The organism is Streptomyces sp. SudanB5_2050 (assembly GCF_964272335.1).
Classification (GTDB): Bacteria; Actinomycetota; Actinomycetes; order Streptomycetales; family Streptomycetaceae; genus Streptomyces; species Streptomyces rochei.
On record NZ_OZ186760.1, the window covers coordinates 82,848 to 103,754 of the forward strand.

Annotated in this window: 21 protein-coding genes; 11 read left to right on the forward strand and 10 right to left on the reverse strand. The window is 70.2% G+C overall.

Going from position 1 to position 20,907, the window contains the following annotated elements:
• Nucleotides 1-561 precede the first annotated feature (561 nt).
• Together ACFZP7_RS00435 and ACFZP7_RS00440 are read left to right on the forward strand one after the other, a co-directional pair.
• Nucleotides 562-1,290, forward strand: coding sequence for a hypothetical protein (locus tag ACFZP7_RS00435; RefSeq protein WP_385633470.1), 729 nt, complete (start codon nucleotides 562-564; stop codon nucleotides 1,288-1,290).
• A 37-nt stretch (nucleotides 1,291-1,327) separates the two neighbouring features.
• The gene (locus tag ACFZP7_RS00440; protein WP_385638270.1) at nucleotides 1,328-2,170 is read left to right on the forward strand and encodes an alcohol dehydrogenase catalytic domain-containing protein; all 843 of its coding nucleotides are present in this window, start codon (nucleotides 1,328-1,330) and stop codon (nucleotides 2,168-2,170) included.
• Nucleotides 2,171-2,535: 365 nt separating this feature from the next.
• On the opposite strand, the gene ACFZP7_RS00445 is transcribed toward ACFZP7_RS00440, so the two are convergent.
• Both ACFZP7_RS00445 and ACFZP7_RS00450 read right to left on the reverse strand, forming a co-directional pair.
• On the reverse strand, nucleotides 2,536-2,955 hold the full coding sequence (locus ACFZP7_RS00445; RefSeq protein WP_385633471.1) for an SRPBCC family protein: 420 nt from the start codon (nucleotides 2,953-2,955) through the stop codon (nucleotides 2,536-2,538).
• Nucleotides 2,956-3,014: 59 nt separating this feature from the next.
• Nucleotides 3,015-4,025 carry an aldo/keto reductase gene (locus ACFZP7_RS00450; protein WP_385633472.1) on the reverse strand — a complete coding sequence of 337 codons (1,011 nt, stop codon included), beginning with the start codon at nucleotides 4,023-4,025 and terminating at the stop codon, nucleotides 3,015-3,017.
• Between the two features lie 331 nt (nucleotides 4,026-4,356).
• Between ACFZP7_RS00450 and ACFZP7_RS00455 the strand changes: the two genes are divergently transcribed.
• The 4 genes from ACFZP7_RS00455 to ACFZP7_RS00470 all read left to right on the forward strand — a co-directional run bounded on the left by ACFZP7_RS00455 (nucleotide 4,357) and on the right by ACFZP7_RS00470 (nucleotide 7,013).
• Nucleotides 4,357-4,842: a DUF2637 domain-containing protein gene (locus ACFZP7_RS00455; protein WP_385633473.1), complete on the forward strand. Its 486-nt coding sequence runs from the start codon at nucleotides 4,357-4,359 to the stop codon at nucleotides 4,840-4,842.
• A 169-nt stretch (nucleotides 4,843-5,011) separates the two neighbouring features.
• The gene (locus ACFZP7_RS00460; protein WP_385633474.1) at nucleotides 5,012-5,479 is read left to right on the forward strand and encodes a hypothetical protein; all 468 of its coding nucleotides are present in this window, start codon (nucleotides 5,012-5,014) and stop codon (nucleotides 5,477-5,479) included.
• A 123-nt stretch (nucleotides 5,480-5,602) separates the two neighbouring features.
• Nucleotides 5,603-6,265, forward strand: coding sequence for a hypothetical protein (locus tag ACFZP7_RS00465; RefSeq protein WP_385633475.1), 663 nt, complete (start codon nucleotides 5,603-5,605; stop codon nucleotides 6,263-6,265).
• A gap of 163 nt (nucleotides 6,266-6,428) precedes the next feature.
• A complete protein-coding gene (locus ACFZP7_RS00470) occupies nucleotides 6,429-7,013 on the forward strand; it encodes a YrhB domain-containing protein (protein ID WP_385633476.1) in 585 nt (194 codons plus the stop codon).
• On the opposite strand, the gene ACFZP7_RS00475 is transcribed toward ACFZP7_RS00470, so the two are convergent.
• The 5 genes from ACFZP7_RS00475 to ACFZP7_RS00495 all read right to left on the reverse strand — a co-directional run bounded on the left by ACFZP7_RS00475 (nucleotide 6,995) and on the right by ACFZP7_RS00495 (nucleotide 12,426).
• A complete protein-coding gene (locus ACFZP7_RS00475; RefSeq protein ID WP_385633477.1) occupies nucleotides 6,995-7,546 on the reverse strand; it encodes a hypothetical protein in 552 nt (183 codons plus the stop codon). The genes ACFZP7_RS00470 and ACFZP7_RS00475 overlap by 19 nt on opposite strands.
• A gap of 54 nt (nucleotides 7,547-7,600) precedes the next feature.
• Entirely contained in the window at nucleotides 7,601-8,131 is a 531-nt protein-coding gene (locus tag ACFZP7_RS00480) for a TetR/AcrR family transcriptional regulator (protein WP_385633478.1), read from the reverse strand.
• Nucleotides 8,132-8,185: 54 nt separating this feature from the next.
• Nucleotides 8,186-9,484, reverse strand: coding sequence for a DUF6379 domain-containing protein (locus ACFZP7_RS00485; protein ID WP_385633479.1), 1,299 nt, complete (start codon nucleotides 9,482-9,484; stop codon nucleotides 8,186-8,188).
• Nucleotides 9,485-9,543: 59 nt separating this feature from the next.
• Nucleotides 9,544-10,878: an MFS transporter gene (locus ACFZP7_RS00490; RefSeq protein WP_385633480.1), complete on the reverse strand. Its 1,335-nt coding sequence runs from the start codon at nucleotides 10,876-10,878 to the stop codon at nucleotides 9,544-9,546.
• Nucleotides 10,879-11,154: 276 nt separating this feature from the next.
• Nucleotides 11,155-12,426, reverse strand: a complete 1,272-nt coding sequence (locus ACFZP7_RS00495; protein WP_385633481.1) for an ROK family protein — start codon at nucleotides 12,424-12,426, stop codon at nucleotides 11,155-11,157.
• 155 nt (nucleotides 12,427-12,581) lie between these two features.
• On the opposite strand from ACFZP7_RS00495, the gene ACFZP7_RS00500 reads away from it, so the two are divergent.
• The 3 genes from ACFZP7_RS00500 to ACFZP7_RS00510 are packed head-to-tail and all read left to right on the forward strand — an operon-like array spanning nucleotide 12,582 to nucleotide 16,102.
• Nucleotides 12,582-13,649, forward strand: coding sequence for a Gfo/Idh/MocA family protein (locus ACFZP7_RS00500; protein ID WP_385633482.1), 1,068 nt, complete (start codon nucleotides 12,582-12,584; stop codon nucleotides 13,647-13,649).
• Between the two features lie 8 nt (nucleotides 13,650-13,657).
• Nucleotides 13,658-14,566, forward strand: coding sequence for a sugar phosphate isomerase/epimerase family protein (locus ACFZP7_RS00505; protein WP_385633483.1), 909 nt, complete (start codon nucleotides 13,658-13,660; stop codon nucleotides 14,564-14,566).
• A gap of 18 nt (nucleotides 14,567-14,584) precedes the next feature.
• A complete protein-coding gene (locus ACFZP7_RS00510; RefSeq protein WP_385633484.1) occupies nucleotides 14,585-16,102 on the forward strand; it encodes a GMC oxidoreductase in 1,518 nt (505 codons plus the stop codon).
• A gap of 184 nt (nucleotides 16,103-16,286) precedes the next feature.
• Here ACFZP7_RS00510 and ACFZP7_RS00515 read toward each other — a convergent pair whose 3' ends face one another.
• A complete protein-coding gene (locus ACFZP7_RS00515) occupies nucleotides 16,287-16,880 on the reverse strand; it encodes a TetR family transcriptional regulator (protein WP_385633485.1) in 594 nt (197 codons plus the stop codon).
• A gap of 92 nt (nucleotides 16,881-16,972) precedes the next feature.
• On the opposite strand from ACFZP7_RS00515, the gene ACFZP7_RS00520 reads away from it, so the two are divergent.
• Nucleotides 16,973-18,040, forward strand: a complete 1,068-nt coding sequence (locus tag ACFZP7_RS00520; RefSeq protein ID WP_385633486.1) for an NAD(P)-dependent alcohol dehydrogenase — start codon at nucleotides 16,973-16,975, stop codon at nucleotides 18,038-18,040.
• Nucleotides 18,041-18,353: 313 nt separating this feature from the next.
• Here the strand turns inward: ACFZP7_RS00520 and ACFZP7_RS00525 are convergent, their stop codons facing one another.
• Entirely contained in the window at nucleotides 18,354-18,668 is a 315-nt protein-coding gene (locus ACFZP7_RS00525; RefSeq protein ID WP_385633487.1) for an AzlD domain-containing protein, read from the reverse strand.
• Complete coding sequence (locus ACFZP7_RS00530; protein ID WP_246605286.1) at nucleotides 18,665-19,432, reverse strand: AzlC family ABC transporter permease; 768 nt, start codon at nucleotides 19,430-19,432, stop codon at nucleotides 18,665-18,667. Before ACFZP7_RS00530 ends, ACFZP7_RS00525 begins: the two co-directional genes overlap by 4 nt.
• Before the next feature lie 104 nt (nucleotides 19,433-19,536).
• Here ACFZP7_RS00530 and ACFZP7_RS00535 point away from each other — a divergent pair, with 104 nt between their 5' ends.
• On the forward strand, nucleotides 19,537-20,121 hold the full coding sequence (locus ACFZP7_RS00535) for a helix-turn-helix domain-containing protein (RefSeq protein WP_385633488.1): 585 nt from the start codon (nucleotides 19,537-19,539) through the stop codon (nucleotides 20,119-20,121).
• The last annotated feature ends 786 nt before the right edge of the window (nucleotides 20,122-20,907 follow it).

Below are 20,907 nucleotides of genomic sequence, written 5' to 3' on the forward strand. Positions count from 1 at the left end.
GCCGAGTGTCGCCGCGTGGGTCTGCCCACCGTGGGTGTCGCGTCGGGGGTGCCGCGCTGGACTCACGTGGTGCGGCGTGGTTCAGCGACCGCGGAAAGGCCCCACCGGGCATTCCGTCAGCTTCAGCACCTGAAGCGTGGACATCCCGGCCGGTGGGGTCAGATCGGTCGGCCTGGTGCGGCAGGCAACCGTCCGGCGCCGCCAGACCGGCGGCAGTACCCCTGATCATCAACGACAGGGGCAACTAGCCCTGTCGGCCCCGGAAGCCATGAACCCGCCCGGCGTGCGCGAGTCTTCGTGCTGCCGGGAGCGGGACATGGATCCCCGCACGCCCCCAGGCCGGCGGTAGCCCTGCACCCGTCACCGGCATGAGTCGATCCGCGTCAACCGCGCCGCGAAACCCGGGGCGACGAACACACGCGAGCCCGGCCGGACGACCGATGCGCCGCTCCGTCGCGGCCCACCGGGTCCCGACGAGGGGTCTCTTGTGTTCGGACCGATCCACCCGTAGCGTTTAAGACGACCGGTCATATTGAACCGGCGCAACCAGAAAGGAACCCCATGTCCGACCTTCTCGACACCGTCGTCACCGCCCACGGCGGCCTCGACCGCTGGCGCTCCGTCACCCGGCTCACGGCCGAGGTGCAGGCCGGCGGCGCACTGTGGGGCCTCAAGGACCAGCCCGGGGTCCTCGACCGGTACACCATCTCCGTCGACCTGCACCGGCAGGCGGCCACCCTCGCGCCCTTCGCGGAGCCTGGGCTGCGCGCGGTCTACACCCCCGGCCGGGTCGCACTCGAGACGCCTGACGGCCGGGTGGCCGAGGAGCGTGTCCGGCCGCGGGAGTCCTTCGCCGGGCACACGCTGGAGACGCCGTGGGACCGTCTGCATGCGGCGTACTTCGCCGGCTATGCCATGTGGACCTACCTGACCGAACCCTTCCTCTTCGCCGAGCCGGGCTTCATCGCCACGGAGATCGAGCCGTGGGAGGAGAACGGTGAGACGTGGCGACGCCTTGAGGTGACCTTCCCGGACCACATCGCCACCCACAGCCGGGTACAGACCTACTACATCGACGCCGAGGGCCTCATCCGGCGCCACGACTACCGGCCCGACGTGTTCGGCGCCGCCGACCGCGACTCGGCGCACTACACGTACGACCACCGGACCGTCGACGGGCTGGTCTTCCCGGCCAGGCGCTCGGTGCACCTCACCGACGAGCACAACCGAAAGGTCGCCGAACCGGTGATCATCTCCATCGACCTCACCGACATCACGGTCTCGTCATGAGCGACTATCGCGCTGTCGAGGCGACTGCTGACGGTGGATTCACCCTCGTGGAGCGGGAGTTCGAGCCGGTGGGGGCGGGGCAGGTCCGGGTCGCCGTCGAGGGTGCGGGGTCTGCCACAGCGATGTCGCCGGGATCATGAATATGACCGGAAGTCGGCCGTCCGGTGTGCCGGTGGTGCCCGGGCACGAGGTCGTCGGCCGGATCGACGCTCTGGGTGAGGGTGTTTGCGGGTGGCGCGTGGGGCAGCGGGTCGGGCTGGGCTACCTGGGCGGGCACTGCGGCGTCTGCGCGATGTGCCGGCGCGGAGACTTCGTGTACTGCACCGACCAGCCGATGCTGGGCGACAGCCATCGGGGCGGGTACGCGGAGTACGTCACGGCCCGGGCATCGGGTCTCGTGGCGGTGCCGGAGGACACACCGGCGGCCGAACTGGCTCCCCTGACGTGCGCGGGCCTGACCGTGCATCACTCCCTGATCACCTCGGCCGCTTGCACCGGCGACCTCGTCGCCGTCCAGGGCGTCGGCGGTCTGGGACACCTCGGGATCCAGTACGCGCGCGCCATGGGATTCCGGGTGGCGGCGATCGCCCGCGGTCGGGACAAGAAGGAGCTCGCGCTCAAGCTCGGCGCGCATCACTACATCGACTCCACCGCAAGCGACCCGGCGCAGGCGCTGCAGGAACTCGGTGGTGCCAAGGTCGTTCTCGCCACCGCCGGCAGTGGCGCCTCGATGTCGCCGCTCATCGGGGGCCTCGCCGTCCGCGGGCAGCTCGTCGTCGTGGGTGAAGCCCTGGAAGTTCTTCCGCAGAGCCCACATCGTCCCATTCTGCCGACGGTGCTCAATGTGCCGATGGGTGGCTTCAACATCGTCGCATCCTGACCAACGCGGGCCACCGCACCCTGCGGCGCCGGTGGTGGTGCGGACCGGGCGGAGTCATGGCCGGTAGGCGTGCTGGAGGAGGGCTACGAACAAAGTGACGGCGAGGAAAGCGGTCGCTCCCAGCGCGAGCACCTTCGAATGGTCCTTCATCGACTACAGGCCTCCTTGTGCAGTTCATGACCTCATAGGAGGCAGTTCAGCGTGCTCGGGGCGGGCGGAAGCAGGTTGTCGCTCCGTGCTCCCTCCACGAGCAGTCTCTGATGTCCGGACTGAGCCGACTCGGTTCTGCAGGACGCCGCAGCCCGGGCACGTGGGGTGCGTACCCGGGCTGTGCGGTGGGGCCCCGCTACGGAGGGGCGCCGGTGTCAGGCTGCGAGGGTCTTGTGGAGGGCGTCGAGACCATCGGCGTAGATGCCGGCAAAGAGGTCGACGACCTCGTCCTCGGTGGCGCCGTCGGGGTTGAAGCGACCGGACCACTGGACCTCCGCGACGTCGTCGCGGCCGGGAACCGCGTGCACGCGGAGGGTGGAGACGTAGCCGTTGACAGGGAACGGCGCCTCGAGGATGGCGTAGCTGTAGTGACGCTCGGCCTCGTTGAATTCCACGAGGCGTTCGACGATCACATCGCCGTCGGGGTTGGCCAGACGGCGGACGCGGCCGCCTTCGAGTGCGGTGCTCTCGGGGATGTACGGGAGCCAGTCGGGCAGCGTGTCGAAGCCGCCGATGAGGCTCCAGACCTTGTCGGGCGAGGCGGGGACGACGCGGCTGATTGAGGTGGAGGCCATGAATCTTTCTCCTGGATCCTGGTGCTGGAGTGAGGGTGTGGGGGTGGGGGCGATAGGGGTCAGGCGTCGTTGGGGAGCGGGGCAGCCGAGCTGACCAGGCCGGCGGCGCGCAGGTCGGTCCAGAACGCGGCCGGGACGGTCTCGTTCAGGGCAGCGGTGTCCTCGGCGATCCGGCTGGGGCGGGTGGCGCCGGGGATGACCGCGGCGGCAACCGGGTGGGCGAGGGAGAACTGCAGGGCGGCGGCCTTGATGGAGATTCCGTGCTTCTGGGTCAGAGCCTTCAGGCGGGAGACCTTCTCGAGGATCTCGGCCGGGGCCTGCTGGTACTCGAAGTGGGTGCCGCCAGCGAGGATGCCGGAGCTGTACGGTCCGCCGATGACCATGTCCACGTTCTGCTCCTGGGCCATGGGCAGCAGGCGCTGCAGGGCGTGCTCGTGGTCGAGGAGGGTGTAACGCCCGGCGAGCAGGAAGCCGTCGGGCTGCGGCTCGTCGAGCCCGAGGGTCAGCTCGATGGGTTCGGTCTTGTTGACACCGAGGCCCCAGCCCTTGATGACGCCCTCATCACGCAGCCGGGACAGGACGCGGAAGGCACCGGTACGGGCCTCCTCGAACTTGCTCAGCCACGCATCGCCGTGGAAGTCCTGTGCGATGTCGTGGACCCAGACGATGTCGAGCCGGTCGGTGCCCAGGCGCTTGAGACTGTCCTCGATGGAGCGCTCGGTAGCCTCAGCGGTCCACTCGTGGACGATCTTGTTCGGGTTTCCGTGCTCGAAGATTCCGCCCTTCTCGCCGAGGTCTCGGGTGCCCTCCTCGACCTCGTCGAGGATGACACGGCCGACCTTGGTGGACAGGACGTAGGCGTCGCGGGGCTTGGTCGACAGAACTTCGCCCAGGCGCGACTCCGCGAGGCCGGCGCCGTAGAACGGGGCGGTGTCGTAGTAGCGGACGCCCTGGTTCCAGGCGGCTTCGACGGTGGCGCGGGCCTCGTCGTCGGGGATGGCGCGGAACATGTTGCCGAGCGGGGCAGTACCGAAGCCGAGCTTGCCGGGAAGGATTTCCTTGAGGGACATGGTGATGCCTTGCCTTTGCGGGGAGGGACGCTACGGCATTTGATGCACGCGCGCCTTACAAGCCCTGACAATACTTGCATACGCGGGCTAATGCAAGGCGGTTGGTTTTTATGGTGCCGCAGGAGGCGTGCCGACCCGTCGGTTCAGTCGACCCCATCGCTGCCGCACGCCGACAGGTCACATTCCCCTGGTCGGAGCGAGGCGTGCATGAACGGGAAGTGGGGCCGCACCAACAACGAACGGCACCGCAGCTTCTTGGTCGACGCGAACCAGAAGGCCCTGGCCCGCTGAGGGCGGACCGGCGCTCAACGAGGGCGTCACACCCGTCGGCATGACTGACGGGCTGTATTCGTCCCCGCGCCGGCCGGAGAGCCTGCGGTCGGGTCATCCGCCGAAGCTTCTGGGCGTCGTCCTCACACCTGCGGGGATTGCTCTAGGTACTCCACCCCGACGGTTCCGACGAGGTCGTCGTCCCCGCGCCTGCCGGGAACTGGCGCCCTGGTTTCCGGTCGGCGTCGACGCCGGCATCATCGCGTTCCTCGCACTGGACCTGTACCTGATCCGCAAGGGAATCCCGTGGCCGCTCCTGCGGATGGCCGCGCACGCCATGACGGGCGCGACGATCTGGTGCAACGCCAGCTCACAGGGCCACATCGGCACCGACCCGGTGAAGGCCGCCAGCCACAGCGTCATGCCGATCCTGTTCGTGATCGGCGTCGAGGCCGCCCGCCACCTGATCACTGACGAACTGCTGCCGATGAAGATGGCCGCCCACGGCTACAGCGTCGCGCAGGCCCTCGCGATGTCAGAGCAGTAGGAACGCGCTGCTGAGGACCTCGCGGAGGAGACCGAACCACGGCGCCTGGACGCGCAGACGCGCCGGGAGATCGCGCGCAAGGAGGAGTGGTAGATCATCCGTCAGCGCGGTCGGCGCCTGAGTCGAAAGGCAGTCGACCGGATCATCTCGTGCAGGGGATCATGCGTAGGTGTCGCCGATCGAAGCCGCAACCGATGACCTGCAAAACCTCGCTGTTCTCTGGAGTATCGGCGAGGCCCATGCTCACGATGTCGTCGAGGCTGCCTGCGCGGCGCTCGTTGCCGGACTGGACAGTCCGGCATTGCGCATTCTGGCCGGATACACACATGCGGAAGCGGAGTACGGCGTTCCCGACCTGCTTCCTTTCCTGGTCGACGAGCTGGATCTTGTTTTCTACACACGCGACAGCGAGGTCGGACAGGACGCTGCCGTGCGGGCACTCGCGCACCGGATGCTGGCGGGCAGGCTGCCGCCGCGAGAGCTTGCTATGCGCATCCACCAGCGGTTCGGCCACCAGACCGCCTACCCCTGGCCGAGCGCCTTGCTGAGCTTGATGACGAGTACGACATCGTCGAGTACGGGAACAAGACGTTGGCCCAGCTCGATGCCGAGGTCACGGCCGAAGCCCAGCGTCTGATGCGTGAACGGCCCGACCGGGACCGATAGTCGTAGCGATTCACCAGGCACACGGACCTCACGCGGCCCTGACCAGTGCGGCACAATCATGGTCAACTGGGCAGGCAACGGTAGGGGTGGGAACGTGGGGCGTTTTGGCTCGCGAAGCCGACGTAAGGGCATACCGAACGAGCCGGCACTACTGGCGGCGGCTGCTGAGAATCCCGGCGGCAGCGTCGCCGAGATCGACCCGACGTATGTCGACGACCCGAACGGCTACGTACCGCCCGAGGCAATCCGCGGCGCGTGGTTGGTGGACACCAGCGGGAAGCTGACAGGTGAGTACGAGGAGAATCCCCGTCACGGGGTGCCTCAAGACGACTTCAGCAAGCTCACTGACCCTGATCACTGGCTTGGCTGGCTCGGCGATGATCCCGCGGCCGCCGTCCGGACGGGCATCGAAGAGTCCTTGCGCGCCCAGGTGGCAGATGCAGTGGTCGAGTGGGTCAAGATCCTCGAGACCCCTCGGTTTCTCACGGGTGGGCGTCGACATTCTGCGGACGAACAGGTCATGTTGGTGACCCGCGCGGCACTCGCCGCACCGTTTGCGTTGTCCGTGCGCACCACGCAGCACGGACGTTCCATCCTCCAGGGGGTGTTCTCGTGGGCGGCGGTGAACCTCTCACCGCCCGGAGTACGCAGGGATCGGCACTGGTTCGACCTGGGTGTCGAGCTGGACTGGGCCGGTGAACGGCTTCAAGAGCGGATCTACGAAATGGACGGTGCGGACGGCACCGCCGAGCGGTAGAGCGGGGAGTCACTCAGCACCGCGGTCAGAGCGGATGCGAGCGGCCCTGGGGACTTCAGGACCTACTCGACTGCATAGGAAGGTCCGTCAGGCCCCACGTACGGGGCGCTGGCCGACGCGAATTCACTGGTCGCAAGAGGGGCCGGCACGGGATGCTACACGCGTGATCGAGCGAGAAGCCGCCGTCCGGGCCGTTGAGGAACAACTGAACCGTGACTATCAAAGGTGGCGGGCAGCGAGTGCGGAGGCACTGCGCATGGCTGTGGCGGACGTCGAAGAGCACGAACTGGTGTGGATCGTCTCCTGGACGTCCGAGGAGTTCGTGCGCACTCGGAATCCGGAGTTCATGCTCGCAGGCAACGGGCCGTACCTGGTCGACCGCGTCGACGGAGGATTGCATCAGATCGGCGTCGTCTCCGCGGTAACCGGGGAGTGGGAGGCCGACTACCGGGCTCGGATACGCGGTCTGCCGGTGCGCACTGCAGTGGACGATCTGCACGACGTGCTCCGCGGAGTCGCCGCTACGCGCGGACGCATGCATGCTGTGCGGACATTGCGCCAGAGGCTGCCTGTGTTCTCGCCCGCAGAAGCCATCACATACGTGAGCGGCTTGCTGGAGGGCAATGCACCCGCCCGCCTCGTGGCCGTCGCCACCAGGGAACTCGTGGAGCCTCTCAACCCGGTACTTGGAGTGAAGACCATTCTGAGCGGGGCTGCGATCCGAGCCGGTCAGAGACCCGCAGGGTGACTGGAAAGCCAGTCGACGTGCCGATCGCGCATCTGGTCCCGCTCGTCGGACGTGGTGAGAAAGACGTCGGCACCACCGTCGTAGGGGTGGTGGATGCGTTGCATGCGGGTGTCGGTGATGAGGATTCCGGCCACCTTGTCGTCAGCGGTATCTCGGAGCAAGTCGTCGACGCAGCCGCGCTGCCAGGGTCGGCGGGCTGTGAAGAGGTGGCAGTAGGTGCGGAACTCAGGGTCGGGATCGTCCACCACCGGCAAGCTCTGCCAATACTCCGTCTCCGTTCCGGATTTCACTGACGGAACCTCGGCCTCGGTCGTCCAGGTCGGAGTGATGACGTAGACGTCCTCACCAGCGAACAACTCATCAAGGACGGTGTTATAACGCTCCAGGACGACGGTGTACTCGCTCTCGTCCTCGGGATACCGCTTCGACTCCGGCAGGCTGTGAAAACGTACCCAGACACTCCGATATGGGTCACGGAGCTTGTACCCAACCGGAGGGCAACCGGGCCAACGCCGCTGCCACAACTCCGTCAAGTCAGCCCGCCCGTCTCCAAACACCCGCCGCACTCGTCCCTCTCGCGCACCGACTTACCGACGACCATGATGCCGGGGCTCGCCCATGAGAGAAACCGACTTATCATCTGTCACTTCGCCGGCTGCCGGCCTAGCCGGTCCAGTCGCGCTCGACGAGGTTCGTCCCGTGCGTCGTGCTGGCCCCGGTGGGCGCGGACAGGTCACCGCTGCTGCCCCCGCCTCCTCCGCGACGTCCAGCGCCATGGCGCGGGCGAGCACCGCGTAGACGGTGACGAGGCAGGACCCGACCGCCCGCTCCGGATCGGGGTGGTGGATCTCGCCGCGGCGCTCCAGGAGCAGGGCTGTGAAGCGGTCCCGCAGATCGAAGTAGCCCGCCTTGCCGACCCTGGCCACCGTCTCGTCCACGGCGCCCACCGACACCTTGGAACGGCGGCTCACCTCGGTGAGCGAGAAGCCCTGGTAGCCCTTCTCGGCGAGCAGTTCCAGCGTGGTGTCCAGCACCAGCTCGAAAGACCGCTGGCTGCGCTCATGCTTGGGAGCTCGGATGCCGGACGACTTCGCGGTGCGCTTCTGGGAGGTGGGCACCCGCCCAGTCCAGGGAACCGCTCGCCGAGGGTGAGGGCGTACCAGGTCCGGCCGTCAGCCGAGGTCCGTGTCCCGGCTCAGGGTGCGCAGCATGGCGTGCTGGCGGCGGACCTGGTCACGGCCTCGGTAGGGCTCACGTCGGCCCTCGTACTCGCTCGACAGCCAGCCCTGCCAGTCGGCCGCGCGCAGTGTCGAGATGATGTCCGGCCAGGGGATGTGCAGGTCGGTGAGCTGGTCGTCGATCTCGAAGAACTTCGCCTGGATGAAGTGCACGTGCGGAAGTACGTCGGCCAGGTCGGACATGGGAACGGCCAGGGGTTCCAGGAAGGCCGGCCGTTTCTTGCCCTCGAAGCCCTCGTGGCCGTCGTCGACCGGCGCCGTCTGGAAGATGCCGGTGTCGATGAGCAGCTTGAAGTGGTCGCTGCCGGTCCGTTCGATGAAGTCGAGGTACGCCTCGGTGACCGGGTGCTTGATCGGGGTGGGGCTGTGGATCTCGGGGCAGATGACGATATCGAGGTCGGCGGCGAGATCGAGGACACGTTCGACGGCCGGCTGCCAGATGGGGTGCGGGTCGAGGTCAGGGGTGACGACGCCGAACTTCGGGCGGATCGAGGTGAACCCGAGCAGTTCGGCCAGGCGCAGGTCGCGTTCGAGCTGGGCCCTGCCCTCCTCGACGGTGAGGTCGCGGTCGCGCCACATGGCGGTGTCGACCCAGGAGCCGTAGTTCGTCGGGGTGAGTCCGTACCGGTCCAGCAGCCGGTGCCAGGTGTCGGTCCAGGCCGGGTCGGGGTGCGGATAGCCGGGGATGTTGCCTTCGCCGAGGATCTCGATGCCGGTGGCGCCGATGTCGGCGATGTCGGCCATGGCGTCCTCGAGGGTCATCGAGGTATAGAGGTCGCCGGAGTAGCTGTAGAGGGAGACTCCGTGGCGCAGACCATGGGGCGCGGTGTCACGGGGCACGATCGTGGCTGCGGCGGTGGAGCGGAACACCGACGGTCCGGCGATCTCGGGGATGTAGGGCCGGCGCAGGTGGACGGCGACCTCGATGTGGTGGACGCCCGCGCTCAGGCCGCCTGCGTGAGGGATGAAGAGCGTGGCGGGCTCGTCGAGCTGCCAGCGTACGTCCGTGGAGGCGCGGAGCTCGTCCAGGGTGAAGGTGCGCCCCTGCAGCGTCCAGCGCTGGTCCTGGCGGGGGAAGGAGTGGCCGTCGACCACCACATCGGCGCCGTCGACGAGGCTGCCGGCGATGCCGCGGTAGTTGGGGTTGCGCAGCTGGAGCTGGAAGCCCGTGGCGCCGGTGTCGTCGGTCGCGTTGCGGAAGCCTCGCTGCTGGATGATCGGGCGTTCGAGCATGGTCGTCCTTCGTTGTTCGGTGTGGGGAGTGAGGGGGTGGCCCGGCGTCGGCTCCGCGGTCAGGCGTCGTGCCGCTCGAGGTCGTACAGGCGCATGCAGGCCGCCTGGGCCAGGCAGAGCACGGCCGGGAGGCCGATGAAGGCCCACTCGATGGCGCGGCTCGCGCCGGCGGAGACGTGGTCGGTGTGATAGCCGCCCCAGGCCAGCGCCCAGGCGAAGAGGGAGCCGCCGAGCGCGGTGCCCACCTTGGTGGCGAAGCTGTAGCCGGCGTAGAGCAGGCCCTCGTCGCGGCGGCCGGTGAGGGTCTCGTGGTGGTCGATGGTGTCCGAGACGAGCGCAGGCGCGGCGACGAAGCCGAAGCCGCCGAGCAGGTTGGCGAGGAGGAACACGGCGATGAACGCGGCCGGCTGTCCGTCCAGGAAGAAGAGGAGAACGTACAGGGCGGCCGTCGCGACGAGGCCGAGGACGATGCCGCGGCGCTTTCCGGCACGGCGCAGACACCAGGGCGTGACGAGGGAGCCGGCGAGCGCGGAGAGGGAGAAGGCGAGCAGGATGTAGCTGGTGGCCCAGGTGTCGTTCAGGACGTCGCGGGCGTAGTAGACGGCGCCGGCGGTGATGATGCCCAGCCGGACGAAGGCGGCCAGGGATGCGGCGCTCACCCCGAGCCAGTGGCGGTTGCGGGGCAGGGAGGCGAGGGCGCGTAGGGAGGTGGCCTCGCGGGCGGCCGGCGGGGCGGGGCGTTCCCGGCACAGCAGGGCGACGATCCAGTAGAGGAGGGTGCCGGCCGCGCCCAGGACGATCGCCATGCCGGTGAAGCCGCGGGCCCGGTCGGCACCGCCGAGGGCCTCGACGAGCGGCATGACGGCGAGGGAGACGGTGATCAGGCCCAGCGAGGCGCCGACGAACCGGTAGCCGCTCATCTTCAGGCGGGTGTCGGTGTCGTCGGTGAGCATGGGCAGCATCGCGCCGTAGGGGACGTTGACGAGCGAGTGGCAGACGCCGACGACGACGAAGGTGACCGCGGCCCAGATCACCGCCGTGGTGCCGCTGCCGGGCGAGGTGAAGGCCAGAGCGAAGGCGAGGCCGAGGACGGGCGCGGCGAAGATCAGGTAGGGGCGGGCGCGGCCGAAGCGGCTGCGGGTGCGGTCGACGGCCAGACCGACGACCGGGTCGATGACCGCGTCCGCGATCCGGCCGATCAGCAGGATGGTGCCGGCGGTGGCCGCGGTCAGGGCGGCGACGTCGGTGTAGAAGAACAGCAGGAACGCCGTCAGCGTGGTCCAGGTCAGATTGGACGCCAGGTCGCCGAGCCCGTAGCCGAACTGGGCGGGCCTGGTCAGCGGACGCGGCTCGGCGGACGGCGGGGCGGCCACGCCGGGGGCGGGTGAGGGCACGGCACTCATCGTCGAGTCCCTTCGGGAGGCAGGGGCGGGCCGCCGCGACGCGCGGAAGGCGGAGCGGGAGGGCGGCTGCCGGTGACTGCGGCGGACGTCGTCCTGAGTCCGCTCACTGCCGTGGGAACTTATGCATGCCACAGACATAAGTCAATGGTTCCAGGGGAGCCTGTGCGCGAGATAGACAGGACGGATGCGTCACCCTGCCGGTATCCGTCCGCCGAGCATCCGCCCGCCGGGCATCCATGGGCGCGGGCGGGAGGGCCCGACCGTGTGTCAGGCTCCGCCCACGAGCCGGGCGGGCTCCACCGCCGACGGCTTTCCGTACGGCGCCCAGGCCGCGAGGGCGTCCGCCGACAGGAGGGCCTCGACGGCGAGGTGGGCGCCGCCCACGACGCCGCCGGTCTCGCCCGCGGCGGAGGCCCGGACGATCAGGTCCGCCGAGGCCAGGGGCAGGGCCCGGCTGCGCACCGTGTGGTCGACGACGCGCAGGAAGGTGTCCGCGCCGGTGACCGCGCCGCCGCCGAAGACCAGGCAGTCGGGGTTGTAGAAGTTCACCAGGGCGGCCATCAGGCTGCCGATGCGCTCACCGGCCCGCGCCACCGCGGTCAGACACCACGGGTCCCCGGCCGCGGCACCGAGCCCGATGTCGGCGGGCGTGATCTCCCCGGCGGCCCGGTGGATGTCGGCCAGGAAGCGACTGCGCCCCTCGTGCACGGCGGTCACCGCGTCCCGGGCCAGCGCCCAGCCGCCGGCGAGCGCCTCCAGGCAGCCGGTCCGCCCGCACCGGCACATCACGGAGCTGTCCTCCAGCACGCGCGCGTGCCCGATGTCGCCGGCGGAGCCCTTGCTGCCGCGGTGGATCCGCCCCCCGCTGACGATGCCCGCGCCGATGCCGGTGCCGGCCTTCACGTAGATCATGTGCCGGTCGTCGTCGAGCCCCGTGGTCCAAGCCTCGCCGAGGGCCAGCAGGTTGGCGTCGTTGTCGATCCAGGCCGGCACGCCGTAGCGGTCCTGGAGGCGTCCACGCAGGTCGTACCCGTCCCAGCCGGGCATGATCGGAGGCTGTGAGGGACGGCCCGTCGCGAACTCCACCGGTCCGGGGAGCCCGATCACCACGGCCCACAGCCGGGCCGCGTCGCACCCCTTGAGCAGGCCCGCGAACTGGCCGTCGAGGAAGTCGAGCGTCTCCTCGGGGCCGCGCGCGACGGGCCACTCCAGGTGCCGGTGCTCCAGTACGCCGCCGTCGAGGTCGGTCACCGCCACGTCGAGCGCCGCCGCACCGAGCACCGCCGACAGCACCAGCCCCTCCTCGGAGCGGAACCGCAGCCGCCTGGGCGCCCGCCCGCCGCTCGACGGGCCGGTGTCGGCGTCCTCCAGGAGGCCCAGTTCCATGGCCTCCTCCACCCGCTGGGAGATGACGGTGCGCCCCAGGAGGGCGACGGCACCCAGTTCCGGACGGGTGCGGGCCCGGTTGCGGCGCACCAGGCGCAGGACGGTGGCGAGGGCCTCGTATTGGTCGACGGCGGTCGGGGGTCGGCGTGGCATGCCGACATCATTCCGCACTTCTGCCGTGACGGAGCACACCCTTGACGACTTTTGCATGTCATGTGCAATAGTGCTCCCCGTCGATGCCGTCGATGCCGTCGATGCGCATCACCACTCATCACAGATACCCACCGCAGGAGAAGCCGGAGGCTGCCATGACGCAGCAGATAGAGGCCGCGATCGTGGGCACGGGCTTCATGGGCTCCGTCCACGCCCGTGCCGTCACGGCGGCGAGGGGCCGGGTGCGCCTGGTCGCCGGCAGCTCGCCCGCCCGCGCCCGGGAGCTGGCCGAAGCCGTTCCCGGTGCCGCGCCGGCCGACTTCGAGGACGTACTGGCCTCGGACGTGGACGTCGTCCACATCTGCACGCCCAACCATCTGCACCACGACATGGCCCGGCGGGCGCTGGAGGCCGGCAAGCACGTGGTCTGCGAGAAGCCGCTGGCGGTCTCGGTGAAGGAGGCGGACGACCTCGCGCATCTCGCGGCGCGGACGGGCCGCGTGGCCACCGTGCCCTTCGTCTACCGCTTCTACGCCTCCGTACGGCTGGCACGCTCGCTGATCGCGGCCGACGCCCGCGGACCGTGGCTGCTGCACGGCTCCTACCTCCAGGACTGGCTCGCCGACGCGGAAACCGACAACTGGCGGGTGGACGCGGGCCGCGGAGGCGGCAGCCGGGCCTTCGGTGACATCGGCATTCACTGGTGCGACCTGATGGAGTTCGTCACCGGGCAGCGCATCACCGCCGTGCAGGCCACGCTCGGTCGCGCCCACCCCGTCCGCGCGGGCCGGGCCGTCGCCACCGAGGACGGCGGAGTGATCTCCTTGCGCACCGACACCGGAGCGCTCGGCTCCCTGGTCGTCAGCCAGGCCAGCGCCGGACGCAGGAACCGGCTGTGGTTCTCCTTCGACGGCCCGGACGCCAGCTACGTCTTCGACCAGGAGAACCCCGAACGCCTCTGGATCGGCGGCCGGGACGCCGACCGCGTCCTGACCCGCGACCCCGCACGCGTCGGGGGACGCCCGGACGCACTCCCGCCCGGCCATCCGCAGGGCTACCGCGCGTGCTTCACCGACTTCGTCGCCGACACCTACGCCGCCGTGCGGGGCGAGAGCGTCGACGGCCTGCCCACTTTCGACGCCGGGCTGCGCGCCGCCCGCCTGACCCAGGCCGTGCTCGACTCGGCCGCCGACGACGCCACATGGACGGAGGTCCCCGCATGAGACTCGGCATGCTCACAGCTTGCCTGCCCACCTGGCCGCTCGAGCAGGTCGCCGGCTGGGCCGCGCGAGCCGGATACGACTGTCTGGAGGTCGCCGTCTGGCCCGGCACCGGCGGACGCGACTTCGAGGCGGCGCACATCGACGTCGTCCGCTTCGACGCGGCCGAACGCGAGCGCGTACAGCGGCTGACGGAGGAAACCGGCCTGCGGATCTCGGCCTTGGCGTACTACGAGAACAACCTCCATCCCGACCCCGTCCGCCGCGAGGAGATCCGCACCCACCTCAAGCACGCCGTCGACGCGGCCCGGGCCCTCGGCGTGCCGTACGTCGGCACCTTCATCGGCCGCGACCCGGCCCGCAGCGTGCCCGACAACCAGCGGGAGGCCGAACGCGTCCTGCCCGAACTCGTCGAGTACGCGGGTGAACGCGGCGTGAAGCTGATCATCGAGAACTGCGTGATGGAGGGCTGGCACCCCGACGGATATCCCGGCAACATCGCCTACTCCCCCGAGCTGTGGGAGTGGATGTTCTCCCTCGGCCTGTACCTCAACTGGGACCCCTCCCACCTGATGTGGCTCGGCGTCGACCCCCTGGCCGCCATCACGCCGTACGCCGACCGCATCCTCCACGCCCAGGCCAAGGACATCGAGCTCGACCCCGTCGCCCGCAACCGCTACGGCTTCTTCGGCACCACCGCCAAGAACGGCGACCCCTGGGCCACCGGCTGGTGGCGCTACCGCGTCCCGGGCCGCGGCCAGGTCGACTGGGCCCGTGTCGTCGACCGCCTCTACGAGGCGGGCTTCACCGGCACCCTCTCCGTCGAGCACGAGGACCCCCTGTGGGGCGGCACACCCGAGAAGGTCTGCCAGGGCCTGACCATCGCCCACCGCACCCTGCGCCCCCTCGTCGTGGCCTGACCTCACCCGGAGCCCTCCATGTCCCTTCCCTCGGCAACCTCCTACGACCTCGTCGTCGTCGGCAGCGGCCCCGCCGGCAGCACCTACGTACGCGAGGTGTACGACCACCACCCCACCGCCCGCATCCTGCTGCTCGACGCCGGTCCGCGACTGACGGACGTGCCGGGCACGCACGTGAAGAACATCCCCGACCCGGAGGAACGCGCGCTGGCCCAGCACGCCTCCGAAGGTCCCGGCCCGGCCGGTCGACCCGGCACCCGCCTGCTCGGCGCCCCCGACCTCCCCGCGGCCGCACTCTCCACCAACATCGGCGGCATGGGCGCCCACTGGACCGGCGCCTGCCCCCGCCCCGGCGACGGCGAACGCATCGGCTTCATCCCCGACACCGAGCTGGACGCCCACCTCACCCGGGCCGAGCAGCTCCTGCGCGTCGACGCCCACGCCTTCGACCACGCTCCCTTCGCGGACGAGGTACGCACCCGCCTCTCCGCCCTCTTCGACCCCGGCCGGCCGGACCACCGCCGGGTGGCCCCGATGCCCCTGGCCGTCACCAGGCGTCCCGACGGCGCCCACATCTGGAGCGGCACGGATGTCGTCCTCGGCCCGGCGGCACGCGACCCGCGGGTCGAGATCACCGACCGCTGCCTGTGCCTGCGCGTCGTCCTGGACGCCGGCACCGCGGCCGGAGTGACCGTACGGAACCTGGCCGACGGCGAGGAGCGGACGGTCTCCGCACGGGCGGTCGTCGTGGCCGCGGACGCCCTGCGCACCCCGCAGCTCCTGCACGCCTCCGGCATCCGCCCGCCCGCACTCGGCCGCTACCTCAACGACCAGCCGCAGATCGTCCATGCCGCCCGCCTGCCCGACGACGTCGTCACCACCCACCGCGCCGTCACGGACCGCGCCCGCGACGAGGACGGTGCCATCCTCCCCCAGAGCGGCGTCAGTTGGGTCCCGTACACCGATGCTCACCCCTTCCATGGCCAGGTGATGCAGCTCGACGCGTCACCGGTCCCGCTCGCCGACGAGACGACCGTCAAGCCCGGCACGGTCGTCGGACTGGGCTGGTTCTGTGCCAAGGACATCACCGCCGAGGACCGCGTCGAGTTCGACGACACCACGACCGATGCGTACGGCCTGCCCGCCATGCACATCCACTACCGCTACACCCCGCGCGACCTCGCCACGATCGAACAAGCGAAGAAGGCCGTCACCGAAGCGGGCACCGCCGTGGGGATCCCCCTGGACGCCTCCCCCGTCCTCCTGCCCGCGGGCAGTTCGCTGCACTACCAGGGCACCACGCGCATGGGGCCCGCCGACGACGGCACCAGCGTCTGCGACAGCCACAGCCGCGTCTGGAACGTCCGGGGCCTGTGGGTCGCGGGCAACAACGTCATCCCGACCGCCACCGCCTGCAACCCGACCTTGACCTCCCTCGCCCTCGCCGTCCGAGGCGCGTCATCACTCCTGCACCACCTGGGCTCCGCAGCCGAACACGGCGCACCGGCCCCGCAGCCGGCGCTCGGAACTGCCTGAGGTCTGTCCGGTGTGTGCCGCACGTTGCTCCGCTCCCTGGAGCGGGTACCTCTGCGCAACCTGGAACGCGCCCGCCGCTGGATCACCGACTGGATCACCGACGAAGAACGGCGCGAGGTCGAGCGCGCTGCGCACGCTCGACCAGTTGCTCCAGCAGGTCTTTGCTGTGCGACCTGCTGGAGTTCTAGGCATGGTCGGCAGTCACGGCGCGGCGGACGCTGTCGCGGAGCAGGGCTCGACGCTGGTCGTGGAGTTCGGAGGGCTCCTGCGCCGTCGCCGCGTAGACGTTGCTGACCGGTGACCACGCCATGGACATGGCGATCACCATGGCCATGATGTCGAACGGGTCTCCCTGGCGCACCAGGCCGGCGGCTTGCGCCTCGGCGATGGCGCGCAGTTTCCGGTCATCGAGGCGGTCGGGATCGTCCACCAGGTGACCGGCCGGGCGCCGCTCCAGGCGCGCCCAGGTGGCCAGCCGAATGAGGTCGGGGCGGCGAAGGTACTCGTCGTAGAGGCGTACCGCCCAGTCCGCGAGGTCGTCGGCGTCGATCGGGACGACGTTCACGATCCGCTCCAGCGAACCGAGGAAAATGGCGTCGAAGAGCCCTTCCTTGCTGCCGAAGTAGGCGTAGAGCTGGGCCTTGTTCGTGCGCGCGGCAGCCACGATCCGCTCGACGCGCGCTCCGGCGATCCCGTGCCGGGCGAATTCCTGGGTCGCCACTTCGAGGATGCGCTGGTACGTCGCGGCTCCGCGTGCGGTCAGGGGCTGATCGGCCATACCTCCAAACTACCAGACAGAACAGTTGGTTTATTTATGGCGCCGGAAGCACTACGGTAATAGACCGAACAGTCTGTCTGTGAGGAGACACCGTGCGGAACACCATTGGCTGGCAGCTGGACGACTCGTCGTCGGCACTGCGGCGGACGCCACTGCAACGACGCGATCTGCGCCCCGACGACCTTGCTGTCCGGGTGGACTACTGCGGCGTCTGCCACTCCGATCTGCACGCCGTCGACGCCCACGGCGGTGCGGGAAACCAGCCCCTGGTGCCCGGGCACGAGTTCACGGGCGTGGTGACCGGGACCGGCCCCGCGGTCACCCGCTTCACCGCCGGCGATTCCGTCGCGGTGGGCAACATCGTGGACTCGTGCGGCGAGTGCGCCATGTGCCGGGCCGGCCAGGAGAACTTCTGCCACTCCTTTCCGACACTGACCTACGGCGGCACCGACCGGCACGACGGATCGCCCACCCTGGGGGGCTACTCCCGCGAGTACGTCGTCCGCGACCGCTTCGCCCACCTCCTCCCCGCCGGACTGGATCCGGCCGCCGCCGCTCCGCTGCTCTGCGCGGGGATCACCGTCTGGGAACCGCTGCACGCCCTCGGCGTGGGGCCGGGGACCCGCGTCGCCGTGGCCGGACTGGGTGGCTTGGGCCACCTTGCGGTCAAGATCGCGGTGGCGCTCGGCGCGGAGACCTCGGTCATCAGTCGCTCACCGGACAAAGTCGGCGACGCCCGCCGTCTCGGCGCCCACGGTCTCATCGTCTCCACGGACCCGGAGCAGATGGCCGACGCCCGCGACCGGTTCGACATCGTCATCGACACCGTTTCCGCCCCGCACGACCTCGCCCCCTACCTGCGCCTGGTGGCCCTGGACGGGACGCTCAGCCATCTCGGGCACCTCGGGTCCGTCACCGTGGAGACCGTCGACCTGCTCATCGGACGCAGGAAACTCAGCTCCGCAGGCAGTGGCGGCACCCCCGCGACCGCCGCCATGCTGAACTTCTGCGCCCAGCACGGCATTACCGCCGACGTCGAGGTGCTTCCCTCAGGGCAGGTGAACGAGGCCCTCGACCGTCTCCGGCGCAATGACGTCCGCTACCGCTTCGTACTCGACATGTCCGACCTGGACCGCGCGACGAGCGTCCGGACAAACTGAGCGGTCGACCGTGAACGGGAGGTCTGTCCGGTGACGCCGCCTGGCGCCATGCCCGGGTCATGCGTCATACGGAAGAGATGGGCTACCGCCTCCATGGACTAGGCGCCGCCTGCTGGCGGGCGATGTTCGACCAGGCCATGGCCCGGATCGCGGCCGGTCCAGGCGGGTTGAACCGCGCACCACAGCCCGGCGCAGCCACTACCGACGACGACTTCCCGCCCCCGCGACCGGGGAGATCACGAAGCCACACTGGAGTACTAGAGGGACGGTTCCTTCCGGCTTGGCCCGAGCGGGGGGGGCGAAGGGGCCTCACCTAGGGAATTCCCGCCAGGCGCAACAGCGCTGTCGCCGCTGCCGCGCCGACGACGACCACCACGAACGGCGCCTTGCGCCAGGCGAGGATTCCGCCGAAGAGGACGCCCGCGGGTCGCGCCCAGCCCGCGAGGCCCTGACCCTCGGTCAGCGCGCCCGTGACGAGCAGGGCGACGAGGAGCACGGTGGCCCCCACGGTGAGCAGTTCCTGGACACGGGCGGGCAGTTCCACGCGCCCGTGCAGCACGGGTCCGGCCAGGCGGAAGGCGTACGTGCCCGCGGCGAGGACGAGGACGCAGGCGAGCGTGGCGTTCACGAGGCGCTCCCGGGGGCGGTGGTGCGCGGACGGCGGGGGCCGCGGCGGGCGGCGAGCAGGCCGAGCAGGGCGAGGAGCACCGGCACCCCGGCGGGCAGCAGCGGGGCGGCGGCGACCGCGATGACCGCGCCGGCGGCCGATGCCCGCCGTGCCGCACTGTCGGCGCGCAGCGCGGGCAGGACCAGGGCGAGAAGGATCGCAGGGAACGCCGCGTCGAGCCCGAACTTGTCGGTGTCGCCGAGCGCCGTGCCGGCGAGGGCGCCCGCGAGGACGCTGACGTTCCACGCCAGGAACAGGCCGATGCCGGATATCCAGAACGCGGCCTTGCGCGCCCTGCCCTCGTCCTGGGCGAGCACGAAGGCGGCCGTCTCGTCGGTGATGAGGTGCGCGCCGATCAGCCGTGCCGCCCAGGAGCGGCCGAGGTCGTCGGCGAGGGCCAGGCTGAACGCGGCGGTACGGGAGTTGAGGAGCAGCCCGGTCACCGCCGCGGCCACGGGGCCGCCGCCCGCGGTGAGCAGTCCGACCGCGCTGAACTGGGCGGAGCCCGCGTACACGAGCAGCGACATGAGGACGGGGACCCAGAGGGGGAGCCCGCCCGCGACGGCGATCGCGCCGAAGGAGACGCCGACGACGGCGTCGGCGAGCCAGACGAGGGCGATGTCGCGCAGGACGCCGGGCGGGAGGTCGGAGAGGCGGACGAGGGAGGCGCCGGGCGCGCGGGTCGTTCGGTTTGGCGGGTCGTTTGTTCGGTTTGACGAACGCATGCATCGTAGGATGGGCAGTGCGGGGTGCGTTCGTCAAGGCGAACGAATGACCTTGTACAGCGAACGATGTGCGACACGAAGCGTCTCGATCAGGAGCGAAAGCGATGAACAACGGCACCGGCCCCGGTGGCGCCCAGCCGTCCCGCATGCCCCGTGAGTGGGTCGCCGCGGCGCTACGCCGCGAGCGCGCAAAGGCCGGGATCTCCCTCTCCGAGCTGGCCAAGCGCGCGGGGATCGCGAAGTCCACCCTCTCGCAGCTTGAGGCTGCTACCGGCAATCCCGGCATCGAGACGATCTGGGCGCTCGCCGTGGCGCTCGGGGTGCCGTTCAGCGTCCTGGTGGAGTCGCCCTCGCCCGCCGTGACGGTGATCAGGGCGGGCGAGGGCCCGACCATGCACGCGGAGAACTCCTCGTACGCGGGCACCTTGCTCTCCGCGGGGCCGACCGGGGTGCGGCGGGACATCTACCACGGGACGCTGGAGCCGGGCGCCCCGCGTGAGTCGGATCCGCACATCCCGGGTTCGATGGAACACCTGGTCATCAGCACCGGCCGCCTGCTCGCGGGCCCGCGGGGCGAGACGGTGGAGCTGGGCCCCGGTGACTACATGTCGTACCGAGGAGACGTGCCGCACTCCTACGAGGCCCTTGAGCCGGGCACGATGTTCGTGATGGTCATGCAGCACGTCTAGGCCCAGCCGTTTGGATCAGGAACGCGGCCGGCTCGCGCAGCTGTCCGCGCCGCGCCCGAGCCGATCGCCGCCGCAGCCGACCGGAACCGGGCCCTGGAGGTGGTGCGGGAACAGGCCGGAGCCCCCAGCTTGCACGACATCCGGGACGGCGCGGGCAAACCCCCTCGCCCTGCCCGTCAGCACCGCCGCCCGCGTCGTCAACCGCGGCACCGTCCCCGCCAGCGCCCAGCAACTGCGCGCCTTCCCGCCCGGCTGTGGCATCCCGCCCGAGCAGCACGCCGTGTGGTCGGCCGCCTTCGCCAAGATCAGCAGCGCCCCCTCCATGCCCACCGTGCAGGAGCTGTATCGGTCGTGGGCCCGGACGCGTGGAAACTCCTCTGAGCTGCAGCGCCTGCTGCGCACGGCGTACGACTCCGACAGGGGGCCGGCCTCGCCGGGCCACAGGCGCAGTGGCGTCGCGGTCCATGAGTAGGTGAGCGGGGGCCACCCAGCCGGTGTAGGTGCACGGCAACACAGCCGAAACCGTCGTGGAGGCGGACGACACCATCATCGTCACGGGACGCACGCGAGCAACCGAGTGCTTCAGCGAACTCCAGTAGGACCGGTCGGCGCCAGACAAGGTCCGCGGTACTGGTTGCCGAAGAATCAACGGAGTGGTCCTGGCCTGGCCCGTTGTCCTGAGTTCGCAGCGGTGCGCACCGAGCCGCTCCTCGCCTCGGCCGTACGGATTGGCGTCGTCGGGCCAGGTACCGGACGCCGTAAGGGAATCAGAGGCGGGGCTGCTCG

Bases quoted from the DNA above. Each gene is read 5' to 3' on its own strand.
- ACFZP7_RS00435 (WP_385633470.1), top strand. From the start codon at position 562: ATGTCCGACCTTCTCGACACCGTCGTCACCGCCCACGGCGGCCTCGAC.
- ACFZP7_RS00445 (WP_385633471.1), bottom strand. From the start codon at position 2,955: ATGGCCTCCACCTCAATCAGCCGCGTCGTCCCCGCCTCGCCCGACAAG.
- ACFZP7_RS00450 (WP_385633472.1), bottom strand. From the start codon at position 4,025: ATGTCCCTCAAGGAAATCCTTCCCGGCAAGCTCGGCTTCGGTACTGCC.
- ACFZP7_RS00455 (WP_385633473.1), top strand. From the start codon at position 4,357: ATGACTGACGGGCTGTATTCGTCCCCGCGCCGGCCGGAGAGCCTGCGG.
- ACFZP7_RS00485 (WP_385633479.1), bottom strand. From the start codon at position 9,484: ATGCTCGAACGCCCGATCATCCAGCAGCGAGGCTTCCGCAACGCGACC.
- ACFZP7_RS00495 (WP_385633481.1), bottom strand. From the start codon at position 12,426: ATGCCACGCCGACCCCCGACCGCCGTCGACCAATACGAGGCCCTCGCC.
- ACFZP7_RS00500 (WP_385633482.1), top strand. From the start codon at position 12,582: ATGACGCAGCAGATAGAGGCCGCGATCGTGGGCACGGGCTTCATGGGC.
- ACFZP7_RS00505 (WP_385633483.1), top strand. From the start codon at position 13,658: ATGCTCACAGCTTGCCTGCCCACCTGGCCGCTCGAGCAGGTCGCCGGC.
- ACFZP7_RS00510 (WP_385633484.1), top strand. From the start codon at position 14,585: ATGTCCCTTCCCTCGGCAACCTCCTACGACCTCGTCGTCGTCGGCAGC.
- ACFZP7_RS00515 (WP_385633485.1), bottom strand. From the start codon at position 16,880: ATGGCCGATCAGCCCCTGACCGCACGCGGAGCCGCGACGTACCAGCGC.
- ACFZP7_RS00530 (WP_246605286.1), bottom strand. From the start codon at position 19,432: ATGCGTTCGTCAAACCGAACAAACGACCCGCCAAACCGAACGACCCGC.
- ACFZP7_RS00535 (WP_385633488.1), top strand. From the start codon at position 19,537: ATGAACAACGGCACCGGCCCCGGTGGCGCCCAGCCGTCCCGCATGCCC.